The sequence below is a fragment of the Saccharopolyspora sp. NPDC050389 genome (genome assembly GCF_040655595.1).
Classification (GTDB): domain Bacteria; phylum Actinomycetota; class Actinomycetes; order Mycobacteriales; family Pseudonocardiaceae; genus Saccharopolyspora.
The window spans coordinates 83,981-96,519 of sequence record NZ_JBFAKG010000002.1; the positions used below are offsets into that span (position 1 = coordinate 83,981).

The 12,539-nt window shown below is 70.8% G+C and carries 14 protein-coding genes; 6 read left to right on the forward strand and 8 right to left on the reverse strand.

Annotation, left to right across the window (positions count from 1 at the left end):
• Positions 1 to 100 precede the first annotated feature (100 nt).
• On the reverse strand, positions 101 to 1,033 hold the full coding sequence (locus AB0I53_RS01750; RefSeq protein WP_358595218.1) for an aspartate carbamoyltransferase catalytic subunit: 933 nt from the start codon (positions 1,031 to 1,033) through the stop codon (positions 101 to 103).
• Positions 1,033 to 1,638 (reverse strand): bifunctional pyr operon transcriptional regulator/uracil phosphoribosyltransferase PyrR, encoded by a 606-nt coding sequence (gene pyrR / locus AB0I53_RS01755; RefSeq protein ID WP_358594845.1) that lies wholly within the window; start codon positions 1,636 to 1,638, stop codon positions 1,033 to 1,035. The genes AB0I53_RS01750 and pyrR overlap by 1 nt, the downstream gene beginning before the upstream one ends.
• 288 nt (positions 1,639 to 1,926) lie before the next feature.
• Here pyrR and AB0I53_RS01760 point away from each other — a divergent pair, with 288 nt between their 5' ends.
• Entirely contained in the window at positions 1,927 to 2,415 is a 489-nt protein-coding gene (locus AB0I53_RS01760; RefSeq protein ID WP_010311046.1) for a transcriptional regulator, read from the forward strand.
• Positions 2,416 to 2,628: 213 nt separating this feature from the next.
• Here AB0I53_RS01760 and nusB read toward each other — a convergent pair whose 3' ends face one another.
• The 3 genes from nusB to AB0I53_RS01775 form a co-directional block, all read right to left on the reverse strand.
• Positions 2,629 to 3,072 (reverse strand): transcription antitermination factor NusB, encoded by a 444-nt coding sequence (nusB, locus tag AB0I53_RS01765; RefSeq protein WP_358594848.1) that lies wholly within the window; start codon positions 3,070 to 3,072, stop codon positions 2,629 to 2,631.
• Between the two features lie 51 nt (positions 3,073 to 3,123).
• Positions 3,124 to 3,690 carry an elongation factor P gene (efp, locus tag AB0I53_RS01770; protein WP_358594851.1) on the reverse strand — a complete coding sequence of 189 codons (567 nt, stop codon included), beginning with the start codon at positions 3,688 to 3,690 and terminating at the stop codon, positions 3,124 to 3,126.
• Between the two features lie 87 nt (positions 3,691 to 3,777).
• Positions 3,778 to 4,887, reverse strand: a complete 1,110-nt coding sequence (locus AB0I53_RS01775; protein ID WP_358594854.1) for an aminopeptidase P family protein — start codon at positions 4,885 to 4,887, stop codon at positions 3,778 to 3,780.
• A 115-nt stretch (positions 4,888 to 5,002) separates the two neighbouring features.
• On the opposite strand from AB0I53_RS01775, the gene AB0I53_RS01780 reads away from it, so the two are divergent.
• Positions 5,003 to 5,524, forward strand: coding sequence for a methylated-DNA--[protein]-cysteine S-methyltransferase (locus AB0I53_RS01780; RefSeq protein WP_358594857.1), 522 nt, complete (start codon positions 5,003 to 5,005; stop codon positions 5,522 to 5,524).
• A 28-nt stretch (positions 5,525 to 5,552) separates the two neighbouring features.
• Here AB0I53_RS01780 and AB0I53_RS01785 read toward each other — a convergent pair whose 3' ends face one another.
• Complete coding sequence (locus tag AB0I53_RS01785; protein ID WP_358594859.1) at positions 5,553 to 6,215, reverse strand: hypothetical protein; 663 nt, start codon at positions 6,213 to 6,215, stop codon at positions 5,553 to 5,555.
• Positions 6,216 to 6,435: 220 nt separating this feature from the next.
• Between AB0I53_RS01785 and AB0I53_RS01790 the strand changes: the two genes are divergently transcribed.
• On the forward strand, positions 6,436 to 7,611 hold the full coding sequence (locus AB0I53_RS01790) for a glycoside hydrolase family 64 protein (RefSeq protein WP_358594861.1): 1,176 nt from the start codon (positions 6,436 to 6,438) through the stop codon (positions 7,609 to 7,611).
• On the opposite strand, the gene AB0I53_RS01795 is transcribed toward AB0I53_RS01790, so the two are convergent.
• Positions 7,586 to 8,953 carry an MFS transporter gene (locus tag AB0I53_RS01795; RefSeq protein WP_358594863.1) on the reverse strand — a complete coding sequence of 456 codons (1,368 nt, stop codon included), beginning with the start codon at positions 8,951 to 8,953 and terminating at the stop codon, positions 7,586 to 7,588. The two genes, AB0I53_RS01790 and AB0I53_RS01795, sit on opposite strands and share 26 nt — an antisense overlap.
• Here AB0I53_RS01795 and AB0I53_RS01800 point away from each other — a divergent pair.
• Complete coding sequence (locus tag AB0I53_RS01800; protein WP_358594865.1) at positions 8,952 to 9,923, forward strand: helix-turn-helix domain-containing protein; 972 nt, start codon at positions 8,952 to 8,954, stop codon at positions 9,921 to 9,923. The two genes, AB0I53_RS01795 and AB0I53_RS01800, sit on opposite strands and share 2 nt — an antisense overlap.
• On the opposite strand, the gene AB0I53_RS01805 is transcribed toward AB0I53_RS01800, so the two are convergent.
• The gene (locus AB0I53_RS01805; protein ID WP_358594867.1) at positions 9,920 to 10,810 is read right to left on the reverse strand and encodes an MBL fold metallo-hydrolase; all 891 of its coding nucleotides are present in this window, start codon (positions 10,808 to 10,810) and stop codon (positions 9,920 to 9,922) included. The genes AB0I53_RS01800 and AB0I53_RS01805 overlap by 4 nt on opposite strands.
• 125 nt (positions 10,811 to 10,935) lie before the next feature.
• Here AB0I53_RS01805 and AB0I53_RS01810 point away from each other — a divergent pair, with 125 nt between their 5' ends.
• Both AB0I53_RS01810 and AB0I53_RS01815 read left to right on the forward strand, forming a co-directional pair.
• Positions 10,936 to 11,136 (forward strand): hypothetical protein, encoded by a 201-nt coding sequence (locus AB0I53_RS01810; RefSeq protein ID WP_358594870.1) that lies wholly within the window; start codon positions 10,936 to 10,938, stop codon positions 11,134 to 11,136.
• A complete protein-coding gene (locus AB0I53_RS01815; protein WP_358594872.1) occupies positions 11,123 to 12,472 on the forward strand; it encodes an amidase in 1,350 nt (449 codons plus the stop codon). Before AB0I53_RS01810 ends, AB0I53_RS01815 begins: the two co-directional genes overlap by 14 nt.
• Positions 12,473 to 12,539 lie beyond the last annotated feature (67 nt).

Below are 12,539 nucleotides of genomic sequence, written 5' to 3' on the forward strand. Positions count from 1 at the left end.
CGTCCGGGATCAATCCCGCGTTTCGCGGTTTCTTGTGGCTGGGTTGCGTCACGGTCCCCTGAGGTGCGGTTGGGCAGAACCGGGGTTGACACAGGGCGACTCATGCCGCGAGCTCCTCTCCGGCGAGCAGGTGGTAGAGCACCGCCATCCGCACGTGCACGCCATTGCTGACCTGCTGGGTGATGGCGGCGCGCGGCGAATCGGCCACGGCCGGCGCGATCTCCATGCCGCGCAGCATCGGGCCGGGGTGCAGGACCACCGCGTGCTCGGGCAGCCTGCCCAGCCGCGCCTCGTTGAGTCCGTAGGCGATCGAGTACTCGCGCGCCGACGGGAAGAAACCGCCGTGCATCCGCTCGGCCTGGACCCGCAGCATCATCACCGCGTCCAGCTTCGGCAGCTCCGGGTCCAGCTCATGGCGCACCTCCGCGCCCCACTGCTGCGCCCCGGCGGGCACCAGCGTCGGCGGCGCGACCAGCACCACCTCGGCGCCCAGGGTGCGCAGCAGGTGCGCGTTCGAGCGCGCCACCCGGCTGTGCATCAGGTCGCCGACGATGGCGATGCGGCGCCCGGCCAGTTCGCCCAGCCGCTCCCGCAGCGTCGCGGCGTCCAGCAGCGCCTGGGTGGGGTGCTCGTGCATGCCGTCGCCGGCGTTGACGATCTGGGTGCCGACCTCGTCCAGCCAGCCAGCCAGCCGGTGCGCCGCGCCTGAGGCGGGGTGCCGGATGATCACGCAGTCGGCCCCGGCGGCGGCCAGCGTCAGCGCGGTGTCGCGCAGCGACTCGCCCTTGTTCACCGAAGAACTGCTGGTCGAGACGTTGATCACGTCGGCGCTCATCCACTTCCCGGCGACCTCGAAGGACACCCGGGTGCGCGTGGAGTTCTCGTAGAACAGGGTCACCACGGTCCGGCCGCGCAGCGTCGGCAGCTTCTTCACCTCGCGCCCCAGCAGCGTCTGCTTCAGGGTGTCGGCGGTGTCGAGCACGCTCGTCGCGGTGGCGGCGTCCAGACCTTCGGTGGACAGCAGGTGACGCATCACTCGACCTCCTCGGCCTGCGGCACGTCCGAGCGGCGCAGCACCACGCCGTCGGTGCCGTCGGTCTCGGCGAGCTGGACTGCGACGTCCTCGGAACGCGAGGTGGGGACGTTCTTGCCGACGTAGTCGGCGCGGATCGGCAGCTCGCGGTGCCCACGGTCGACCAGCACCGCCAGCTGCACCGCCCGCGGCCGGCCCTGGTCGCGCAGGGCGTCGAGGGCGGCCCGCACGGTGCGGCCGGAGAACAGCACGTCGTCGACGAGCACGACCAGCGCGTTGTCGATGCCCTGCACGGGCAGGCTGGTGGGCTCCAGCGGGCGGTTCGGGCGGTGCCGCAGGTCGTCGCGGTAGAGCGTGATGTCGAGGATGCCGGTGGGCACCGTCACGCCGCTGAACTCGCTGATCTTCGCGGCCAGCCGCTGGGCGAGCGAGGTTCCCCTCGTCGGGATGCCCAGCAGCACCACGTCGCTGCTTCCAGTGTCCAGCGCGGTCTTCTCGATGATCTGATGGGCGATCCGGGCTATCGTGCGCGCAACGTCACCGGCCGAAAGCAGCTCTCGCTGCCCGACCGGATCCGTCGCGTCCGCCGGTTGGCGTGACGCCACGGTGCGACCTCCTTCCCCGCCTCACGGGACGGGTCCTTAAAGGATGGTGTGTGACCTGCCCCGCAGTCTTGGGCTCGGAAACCACTGCCGACTGCTGGGCTGCCTTGTACGCTATCAGCGCTGCGAGGTCAATCGTCCGGGTGGTGTGGTGGTGTTCGCCGCATTGCCAGCAAAGACCAACTTGACCTGGTGACGCTCGCGAGCGAACATTACTCTCCGTATCGATCTGAGCTTTGCTCCCCGGTCGCCGTTATCGGCTGACGGGGCGAACGAACGGAGAAACGCCACATGGGCGACTACGCCAAGGCGCTGGGCAGCAAGCTCCGCGCTATCCGCCAGCAGCAGGGCCTGTCGCTGCACGGCGTCGAGCAGAAGTCTGGCGGGCGGTGGAAGGCCGTGGTCGTCGGGTCCTATGAGCGAGGCGACCGTGCGGTGACCGTGCAGAAGCTGGCCGAACTGGCCGACTTCTACGGTGTTCCAGTCGCTGAACTGCTTCCCGAAGGCCGGGTGCCCTCCGGCGCCGAACCCGCCACCAAGGTTGTGATCAACCTGGAGCGGTTGCAGCAACTACCTGCGGAGAAGGTGGGCCCGCTGGCCCGCTACGCGGCCACCATCCAGAGCCAGCGCGGTGACTACAACGGCAAGGTGCTGTCCATCCGCACCGAGGACCTGCGATCCCTGGCCATCATCTACGACATGACGCCAGGCGAGCTCACCGAGCAGCTCATCGACTGGGGTGTGCTTCCCCCGGAAGCCCGCCCAGCCCGGGAGGAGTGACACCACACCCGGCCCACCCGTTCGAGTGGGCCGGGCACGTGACGGGGCACCCACCGCGACCAATGGCCGCAACGGGTGCCCCTTCGTTTTCCGGGTCCGGCGGGTGGCCGGGCGACGACGCCCGTCACCCGTTCGGCGGCGTGGAAATAGCGAGGGGCGCCCCCGGCCAAGTCGCCTGGCCGGGGACGCCCCTCGTTTTGTAACTCGTTCGGGCTACTCCGCCGCGGTCTGCTCCGGGCGGACCGACTTGCGGAGGCGGTCGCCGATGCCCGCGATGCGGCCCAGCACGCCGTTGACGAAGCGCGGCGAGTCGTCCGTGGACAGCGCCTTGACCAGCTCCACGGCCTCGTCGATGGCCACCGCCGGCGGCACGTCGTCGCTCCACAGCAGCTCGTACAGGCCCAGCCGCAGCACCGAGCGGTCCACCGCGGGCATCCGCCCCAGCGACCAGCCCTCGGCGTGCTGCGTGAGCACCTCGTCGATCCGCTCCCGGTTCGCGGTCACGCCCTCGACCAGGGCGATCGTGTAGTCGCCGACCGGCGGAACCTCCGGCGAGCCGACCCGATCGGCCAGCAGCGTCACAGCGTCGATGTCGCGCTGATCGGCCTCGTAGAGGAAGTCCACGGCACGCTTGCGTGCCTTGCTCCGAGAACCCACCTCACACCCTCTTTCCGGCCGGACCGAATGCCGCGGCGGACGGGCAGGCGATCATTTGCTGCTGACGCGGCTGAGGTACCGGCCGTCGCGCGGGTCGACCTTCACCTTGTCACCGATGTTGAGGAACAGCGGCACCTGGATCTCCGCACCGGTCTCCAAGGTCGCGGGCTTGGTGCCACCGGTGGAGCGGTCGCCCTGCAGGCCCGGGTCGGTGTGCGATACGACCAGCTCGACCGAGGCGGGCAGCTCGACGTACAGCGGTGCTTCGTCGTGGCGGGCCACGACGACGGCGCTGTTCTCCAGCATGTAGTTCGCGGCGTCCCCGACGACGTCGGCCGAGATGTTGACCTGGTCGTAGGTGTCGGGGTCCATGAACACGTAGTCGGTGCCGTCGTTGTAGAGGTAGGTCATCTCGCGGCGGTCGACGTTCGCGGTGTCCACCTTGACGCCGGCGTTGAAGGTCCTGTCCACGACCTTGCCGGAGAGCACGTTCTTCAGGGTGGTGCGCACGAAGGCGCCGCCCTTGCCGGGCTTGACGTGCTGGAAGTTCACGACGGTCCACAACTGGCCGTCGATGTTGAGCACCAGTCCGTTCTTCAGGTCGTTCGTGGATGCCACGGTGGGGGTCTCTCCTGTGGTGATGGCTTGGGCGTGTTACATCTGCAACGCGAACCGGATTCCGGCGTACCGGCGCACCTCGGTGCGTCAGACTTCGACGAGCTCCTTCGTCGTCAAGGTGAGGAGCTCCGGTGTGCTGGGACGCACGACCAGCGTGTCCTCGATGCGGACCCCGCCCTGCCCTGCCAGGTAGACGCCAGGCTCGACGGTGACCGCCATCCCGGCGCCGATTCTACCGTCCCCCCGCTGCGACAACGCCGGTGCCTCGTGGATCTCGAGGCCGACGCCGTGTCCGAGGCCGTGCAGGAACTGCTCGCCGTAGCCCGCGTCCTCGATCACCTTGCGGGCCGCGGTGTCCACGGCCTTCACATCGGTGTCGATGGCGAGCGCCGCCCGGCCGGCCGCCTGCGAGGCGCGCACCAGCTCGTAGATCTCGCGCTGCCAGTCCGACGCCTTGCCGAGCACCACGGTCCGGGTCATGTCCGAGTGGTAGCCGTCGACGAGGGCACCGAAGTCCATCTTCACGAAGTCGCCGGCCGCCAGCACCGCGTCGGTGGGCCGGTGGTGCGGCACCGCGGAGTTCGTCCCGGCGGCGATGATCGTCTCGAACGACGGTCCGGCCGCGCCGTGGTCGAGCATCCGGGTCTCCAGTTCGCGGGCCACCTCCAGCTCGGTGCGGCCGGGGCGCAGCCCGCCGTGCGCGATGAGGTCGGCCAGCGCCCGGTCGGCGGCCGCGCAGGCCATCCGCAGCGCGTCGATCTCGGTCTCGTCCTTGAACAGCCGCAGCTGCTCGACGAGGCCCGGCGCGCGCACCAGCTCCGCCTTGCCCGCCGCGGCGGCGAGCACGTCGCGGCCGTCGACGGTGACGTGCTGGCTTTCGAAGCCGACGCGGGCGTGCCCGGCGGCGTCGGCCCCGATTCGCTCGGCCAGCGCCAGATCGCTCGCCCGCTCGATGACCCGCGCCAGATCCGGCACCTGCGCCTCGGCCTGGATCAGGTACCGGCCGTCGGTGCAGAACACCGTCCGCGGCTCGGTTCCCGGCTCGTCGGCGGCGTGCACCACCAGCGCCGCGTTGGATCCGGTGAAGCCGGTCAGGTAGCGGATGTTGAGCAGATCTGTCACCAACATCGCGTCCAATTCCTGCTCGTGCAGGTGGTTGCGGAGGGCGTGGCGTCGGTGGGCGTGCGTTTCGGACATGTTTCGGAGCCTAACTCGCGTCGCGGCGAACGGGCCTGGTCACGCGAACGTCGGCGGGAAGCCGCCACGAGCTTGCGCGGCCCGGCTCGTCGGTGCAGGGCGCTACGCTCCCGGCATGTCGCTGACGTGGAGCGCGTTCGCCAGTCCCGTCGGGGAGCTGACGGTCGTCGCGGCCGCCGCCGGGGTGTGCCGGGTCGCCTTCGCCGGGCCGGACCGGGTGCTCGGCGAGTTCGACGGCGCCGAGCTCAGCCGAGACACCGGCGTCGCGGCCGAGGCCGCGCGGCAGCTCGGCGAGTACTTCTCGCGCGGGCGCCGGGAATTCGACGTGCCGATCGCGTGGGCGCCGCTGGAGGGGCTGCGGCTGCACGTGCTGCGCACGTTGCGGGAGCTGGTGCCGTTCGGCGAGACGGTGAGCTACAAGCAGCTGGCGGAGCTGTCCGGGCGGCCGGAGGCCTCGCGCGCGGTCGGCACGATCATGGGCAGCAATCCGGTGCCGTTGCTCGTGCCGTGCCACCGGGTGCTGGCCAGCGGCGGCGGGCTCGGCGGGTTCGGCCCCGGGCTGGAGGCCAAGCGGCGGCTGCTGGTGCTGGAGGGTGTCCTGGAGCCCAGCCTGCTGGAGCTCGACCTGCTTTCGTGAGTGTTCACTCCGGTAAGAACCGGAACGATCACTCACGAGCGCGTCGGCCCAGGAACAGGTGGTAGGTCGTCTCCTGCTGGCCCAGAGTCACCGGGATCGGGATTTCCTCGCAGTTCCCGAAGACCTCGCGCATGGCGGCGCTGAGGTCCGGGGCGGTGTCGGCCGACCAGATCGCCACGGTTCCTTCCGGGGCGAGCTTTTCCTTGCAGCGGCTCAGGAACTCGGCTCGGTAGAGCGCGGAATTGCCGTCGTAGACAAGGAAATCCGGGCCGTTGTCCACATCGAGCAGCAGGACGTCGAAGCTGCCCGGCGGTTGGGCGTCGAGCACCTCGGCCACGTCGCCGACGCGGAACACCACCCGGTCGTCGTGGATCGCATCGGCGGTTTCGGGGACGAGCCCGCTCCGGTGCCAGTCGATCAGGTCCGGCTCGATCTCGACGACGTGCGCTTCCCGGACCCGCGGATCCGCCAGCACTTCCCGCAGCGTGAACCCCAATCCCAGGCCGCCGACCAGCACCCGGTCGGTTCGGGCGGCGGCCCGCAGGGTGGCGCTGGCGAGCAGCCGTTCGGTCTCGGTGTGCACGGTGTCCATCACGAAAACGCCGTTGACCCGGAGCTCCAGTGCCTCGCCACGGCGGAGCAGCACGAGTTCTCCGCGCTCGGAATCGTTGCGCGCGATTTGTTCCGTCATCGCCACCAAAGCTAGCCAACCCGGCGCCGGGAAGCCGAACCGCCTCACACCCGCTGCACCGAGCGGATTGGCGAGCCCGCGAGCCCTTGTCCGGTTTTGACCGGTCGCCTGGGCCGGATCGGGCAGCCTTCGGCGGCGCTTCGGGGTATTGGCGGCTGGTGAAGCCGATCCCACAATTGTTGTGGCTCCAAACTTATCCCCCACCCCGAAGGGATGTGCCGTGCTAAGCAGACGATCCTTCCTCGGCGGCGTCTCCGCCGCCGCTCTCGCCGTCCCCGCCATCGGCGGCCTCGCCGCCGTCCCCACGGCCCTCGCCGGGCCGCGCCGCCCCGACGTCCCGCTACCGCTGACGATCGTCAACCAGAGCGGTCAGTTCGACAACGCCTCCATCTGGGTCTACGTCGTCGGCGTGAACCTCGACTCCGGCGAGCAGTGCCGGGTCACGCCGGACGGGCAGCTGGCGCCGGTTTCGCCGTCCGACAACGGTTCTGACGGCTTCGCCGACTACGCCATCCCGCTGCAGGGCGGCGGCGACACCACGCTGAACCTGCCGAGCATGTCCGGCCGGATCTACTTCGCGCTCGGCGAGAAGCTGAAGTTCAAGGTCGTCTCGGGCGGCGACGGCAAGCCCGCGTTGCAGTACCCGGCGGGCTGGGTCGACACCGATCCGAACCACTCGATCCTGCACGACACCGTCGAATTCACCCTCAAGCCCGACGGGATGTACTGCAACACCACGATGGTCGACATGTTCAGCGTGCCGCTGTCGATCCGGTTGCAGGGCGCGCAGGACCAGACCACCGGCACGGTGGCCGCCGGCGGCCGCGAGAAGATCCTCAGCGGCGTCACCGAGAACGCGGACTTCGCCGGGCTGCGGCAGGACGACCTGCGGGTGATCGCGCCGGGCCACGGGCTCGACCTCGGCGCGTTCTCCGGCACCTACTACGACTCCTACATCGACGAGGTCTGGGCCAAGTACCAGGGCGCCCAGCTGAAGGTGAACACCGGCGACGGCCGGATCTTCACCGGCCAGATCTCCGGCGACACCTTCAACTTCGACGGCGGCGTGCAGCCGATCGGCCGACCGTCCACAAGGGACGTGCTGTTCTGCGACGGCGCGCTGGCCGCCCCGAACGACGGCATCACCGGCCCGGTGGCGGCCATCCTGGGCGCCGGCTTCAACCGCTCGATCCTGCTGGACCTCGCCGACCAGCCCGGCACCGATCCGGGCGCGTTCTACCAGCACCAGGTCACCAACCACTTCGCCAAGGTGATGCACGCCAACACCGAGGACGGCAAGGCCTACGGTTTCGCCTTCGACGACGTGGCCGGTTTCGCCTCCTACATCCAGGACGGCGCGCCGAAGTCCATCACCGTGACGCTGACTCCGTGGTGACCGGCTCCGGCTCCTGCCGCGGCTTGGCGACCCGGATCGACACCGAGAAGGCCGTCGCCAGCAGGCACAGCAGGCCCGCGCCGTACCAGGCGGCGGCGTAGTCGCCGAACTGGTCGCGCACCACGCCCGCGATGCTGGCGATGGCCGCCGCGCCGATCTGGTGCGAGGCGAACACCCAGCCGAACACCACCGAGGCGCGGGGCCCGAAGTGCTCCCGGCACAGCGCCATGGTCGGCGGCACGGTGGCCACCCAGTCCAGCCCGTAGAACACCACGAACAGCACCATGCTCGCCTCCACCGAGGGGCCGAGCAGCTGCGGCAGCACGAACAGCGACAGGCCGCGCAGCGTGTAGTAGGCGGCGAGCAGCAGGCGCGGGTTGACCTTGTCGGTCAGCCAGCCGGAGAGCACCGTGCCGGCCACGTCGAAGACGCCGATCACCGCGAGCAGCCCGGCGGCGGTCGTGGTCGGCATGCCGTGGTCGTGCGCTGCGGGCACGAAGTGCGTGTTCACCAGGCCGTTGGTGCTCGCGCCGCAGATCGCGAATCCGCCTGCCAGCAGCCAGAAAGCGGGCTTGCGGGCCGCATCGCGCAGGGTGCGCAGCGCGATCGCGGCCGGGTTGCCGCGGTCGCGCTGCGGCTCCGGCTCGTCGCCCGTCGCGCCGTAGGCGGTGACGCCGACGTCGCGGGGATGATCGCGCATCACCAGCCGCACCAGCAGGCCGACCAGCAGCGCGGTGCCGGCGATGACCAGCGACGTGAACCGCCAGCCGTCGCTCTCGACGAGCACGGCCGCCAGCGGCAGGAAGATCAGCTGCCCGGTCGCGCTGCCGGCGGTCAGCACGCCGCTGACGAGTCCGCGCCGCTGCACGAACCACCGATCGACCACAGTGGACACGAACGCCAGCGCCATCGACCCGGTGCCCAAGCCCACCAGGAGGCCCCAGCACACGATCAGCTGCCAGCCGGCGGTCATGAACACCGTCAGCCCGCTGCCGGCCGCGATGAGCAGCAGCGCCGCGACGGTGACCCGGCGGATGCCGAAGCGCGCCATCAGCGCGGCCGCGAACGGCGCGGTCAGGCCGTAGAGCAGGAGGTTCAGCGAAACGGCGGCCGAGATGACGCTGTGCGGCCAGCCGAACTCGTCGTGCAGCGGATTCATGAAGACGCCGGGCATCGACCGGAAGGCGGCAGACCCGAGCAGGGCGATGAAGGCGACGCCCGCCACCCACCAGGCGGGGTGGACGCGTCGCGCGGTCCCAGTACTGATCACATCGAAAGCCTCGCCGAAGCGGGCTCTCCAAACCAGTGGCCGGGTAGACAATATGTGAGAAGATTCGGCCATGGCCACCAGCCCGCACCGAATCGCCGTCCTGGGCCTCACCGAGGTCGTCGGCTTCGACCTGGTGATCCCCTCGCAGTTCTTCTCCAACGCGCGCGGTGAGGACGGCGAGCCGCTCTACGACGTCCAGGTCTGCAGCATCGACAGCGGCCCGATCCACACCACCAAGGGCTTCTCAATCCTGCCCGGGGCCAGCCCGGACTTCCTGACCGCGCCGGACACGCTGATCATCCCGGGCACCTACGCCGAAGGGCCGTGCACCGACGGCAGCCTGTCGCCGGAACTCACCGACTACCTGGCCGGATTGCCCAGCACCACGCGGATCATGTCGATCTGCACCGGCGCCTTCGTGCTCGCGGCGGCGGGCCTGCTCGACGGCCGCCCGGCCACCACGCACTGGGCGCACGTGGAGCGCTTCCGGCGGCTCTACCCGCAGGTGGAACTGCACCCGGACGTGCTTTTCGTGGACGACGGCGACGTGCTGACCTCGGCCGGCGTGGCCGCCGGGATCGACCTGTGCCTGCACGTGCTCCGCCGCGACCACGGCAGCGAGGTGGCCAACCGCGCGGCCCGTTCCTGCGTCGTGCCGCCGTGGCGGGACGGCGGCCAGTCCCAGTACATCGAGCGGCCGGTGCCGGAGACCAGCGGCTCCGGCACCGCGCCGACGAGGGCGTGGCTGCTCGAACGGCTCGCCGAGCCGCTCACCCTGGACGACGTGGCGGCGCACGCCGGGATGAGCGTGCGGACCTTCACCCGCCGGTTCCGGGAGGAAACCGGCACCAGCCCGCTGGATTGGCTGCTGCAGCAACGAATCGAGCACGCCCGCCACCTGCTGGAGGCGACGGATCTGCCGATCGACGCGGTGGCCGAGCAGTCGGGCCTGAACACCGCGGCGTCGCTGCGCAAACACCTGCGCCTACGCCTCGGCACCAGCCCCGCCGCCTACCGCCGCACCTTCCGGCGCAGCGCCTAGCCCCGGCCGGGGACGGGCGTCAGCCGGTAGGCGTCGCCGTCGGTGATCACGCGGCCCGCGGTGGGCGGCGGGAAGTGGGTGCCCAGCACCAGGGTTCCGGTGCCGGCGAGCGCGGCGAGCACCGATCGGCGCGTGGCCTCGGCCTGTTCGGGATCGATGTCGACGCAGCTCCCGATGTCCGGCTCGGCGAGCTGGACGGGGTGGTGGACGCAGTCGCCGGTGATCAGCGCCGTCTCGCCGCGGCTGGTCACCTGGACGGCGACGTGGCCGGGCGTGTGCCCGGGAGTGGGCAGCAGGCTCAGGCCGGGCGCGATTTCGGCGCCCTCGGCCGGGACGTCGACCAGGTCGAGCAGGCCCGCGTCCTCGACCGGGTGCACCGAGTCGCGGAACATCTGCCGCCGCGGCTCGTCCATGTCGTATCCGGCCCAGAACTCCCACTCGGCGCGGGAGACGACGTAGCGGGCGCGGGGGAAGGTGGGGATCCATTCGCCTTGCGCGTCGCGCGTGTTCCAGCCGACGTGGTCGGTGTGCAGGTGGGTGAGGATGACCAGGTCGACCGAGTCCGGGGCGAATCCGGCGGCGGCGAGGCGCTCCAGGTAGTCCGTCCGCAGGTCCTGCCACGCCGGGTTCGCCCGGGTCTTGCCGTTGCCGATGCCGGTGTCGACGAGGACCCGCAGCCCGTCCACGACGAGCGCGAAGCTGTGGCTGTCGAGGCGCAGGACGCCCTCGTGGTCCGCGAAGTCCGGGCGCAGCCAGTCCCGCCGCGCGACCACGTCCGCGGTGGCGCCGGGCAGCAGCCAGGGCCCGGTCGCGGGCGGCAGGAGGACCTCGTCGATGCGGTGGACGGTCGCGTCACCCACGGTCCACGTTGCGGCGGGTTCGTTCATGTTCCGTCGTCTCCTCCGTCTGCCCGATCGCGCAACTAAAAGCTATCCGTTTGCTTTAAGTAACGATAGGCCCTATGGTCAACTAAAGCAAACTGTTAGCTTTTATCCGACAGGAGAGCGCGCTCATGTCTGCTGGACTCACGCCGTCGGAAGCCGCCCGGTGGGCCGCCCGCTCCGGGCTCCCACTGGCGGCCGACCGCCACGCCGAGGTCGCGGCCACGGCCGAACACATCCACTCCGTCGTCGCGATCCTGCGAGAGCTCGACTTCGGCGACACCGCACCCGCCCACCGCGCAGACGAGGAGCAGCACGATGCAGCCGTATGAACTGTCCGTCGCGGCCGCCGCTGAGGCGATGCGGGCTGGGCGGCTATCGCCCGTCGAACTGGTGGACTCGGTGCTCGACCGCATCGAGCAGGTCGAGCCGCGCCTGCGGGCCTACGTCGCGGTGACGGCGGAACGGGCACGGCAGGAAGCACGCGCGGCCGGCCGATTCGAGGGCCCGCTGAGCGGGATTCCCATGGGCCTGAAAGATCTGATCGACGTCGCCGGCACGGCGACCACGGCGAGTTCCCGAGTGCGGGCCGATCATCGCGCGGAGGCCGACAGCGCGGTCGCCACGCGCCTGGCGGCGGCCGGTGCCGTGCTGCTCGGCAAGACCCACACCCACGAGTTCGCCTACGGGCTGATCACGCCGCAGACGAACAACGCCTGGGATCAGGAACGAGTCGCCGGCGGCTCCAGCGGCGGGTCGGCCGTCGCGGTCGCGGCGGGAGCGGCGACGTTCGCCCTGGGCACCGACACCGGCGGATCGATCCGGGTGCCGGCCGCGCTGAACGGGGTGGTCGGCCTCAAGCCGACGTACGGCCTCGTTCCCCGGCACGGCGTCACGTCGCTGTCCTGGTCCCTGGACCACGTCGGCCCCATCACGCGCACCGTCGAAGACGCGGCCCTGGTCCTGGCCGTCCTCGCCGGGCGCGATCCCGGCGACCCGAACCACCTGCCGCCCGCCGGAACGGACCTGACCGGCCTGCGCGTCGGCGTGCCGCGGAACTACTACTTCGACCGGATCGCCCCCGAGGTCGAGGCCGCGGTCCGGCAGGCCGTCGACCGCCTCGCGAGCCTCGGCGCCCGGCCCGTCGAGGTCGAGATCCCGATGACGCGCTACATCCAGGCGACGCACTGGGGCCTGATGGTTCCCGAAGCCACCGCGTACCACGAGCAGACCCTGCGAACGGTCCCGGACACCTACGACGCCGATGTCCGCATCCTCCTCGAAGCCGGCGCGCTGATGCCCGCCGCGGACTACCTGCGCGCCCAGCGCGCCCAGACGCTGATGCGGCAGGCGTGGGCGCGCATGATGGACGACGTCGACGTGATCGCCGCCCCGACGGTGCCGGTGACCGCAGTGCGGGCCGGTGCGGAACCGATCGCCTGGCCCGACGGCACGAGCGAGAGCGCCTCCGACGCCTACGTGCGCCTGTCGGCTCCCGCCAACATCACCGGGGTGCCCGCGCTGTCCGTGCCGGTCGGCCGCGATCGGGCGGGCATGCCGATCGGCATGCAGCTGCTCGGGAAGCCCTTCGCGGAGGACGTGCTCCTGCGGGTGGGGCACGCGTACGAGCAGACCGAGCCCGCCCGCGAGCTCGCGCCGGCGGCCTGAGCACCTGCGACGATCAGCGGCGTCAGCCGTTTGCGGCGCGCGCACCGCCGCGGGTTCTCAGACGTCG

Coding starts and splice junctions, on each gene's coding strand:
- AB0I53_RS01810 (WP_358594870.1), top strand. CDS start 10,936: ATGTCTGCTGGACTCACGCCGTCGGAAGCCGCCCGGTGGGCCGCCCGC.
- AB0I53_RS01795 (WP_358594863.1), bottom strand. CDS start 8,953: ATGGCCGAATCTTCTCACATATTGTCTACCCGGCCACTGGTTTGGAGA.
- AB0I53_RS01815 (WP_358594872.1), top strand. CDS start 11,123: ATGCAGCCGTATGAACTGTCCGTCGCGGCCGCCGCTGAGGCGATGCGG.
- AB0I53_RS01760 (WP_010311046.1), top strand. CDS start 1,927: ATGGGCGACTACGCCAAGGCGCTGGGCAGCAAGCTCCGCGCTATCCGC.
- AB0I53_RS01775 (WP_358594854.1), bottom strand. CDS start 4,887: ATGTCCGAAACGCACGCCCACCGACGCCACGCCCTCCGCAACCACCTG.
- AB0I53_RS01800 (WP_358594865.1), top strand. CDS start 8,952: ATGGCCACCAGCCCGCACCGAATCGCCGTCCTGGGCCTCACCGAGGTC.
- AB0I53_RS01785 (WP_358594859.1), bottom strand. CDS start 6,215: ATGACGGAACAAATCGCGCGCAACGATTCCGAGCGCGGAGAACTCGTG.
- AB0I53_RS01805 (WP_358594867.1), bottom strand. CDS start 10,810: ATGAACGAACCCGCCGCAACGTGGACCGTGGGTGACGCGACCGTCCAC.
- AB0I53_RS01750 (WP_358595218.1), bottom strand. CDS start 1,033: ATGCGTCACCTGCTGTCCACCGAAGGTCTGGACGCCGCCACCGCGACG.
- AB0I53_RS01780 (WP_358594857.1), top strand. CDS start 5,003: ATGTCGCTGACGTGGAGCGCGTTCGCCAGTCCCGTCGGGGAGCTGACG.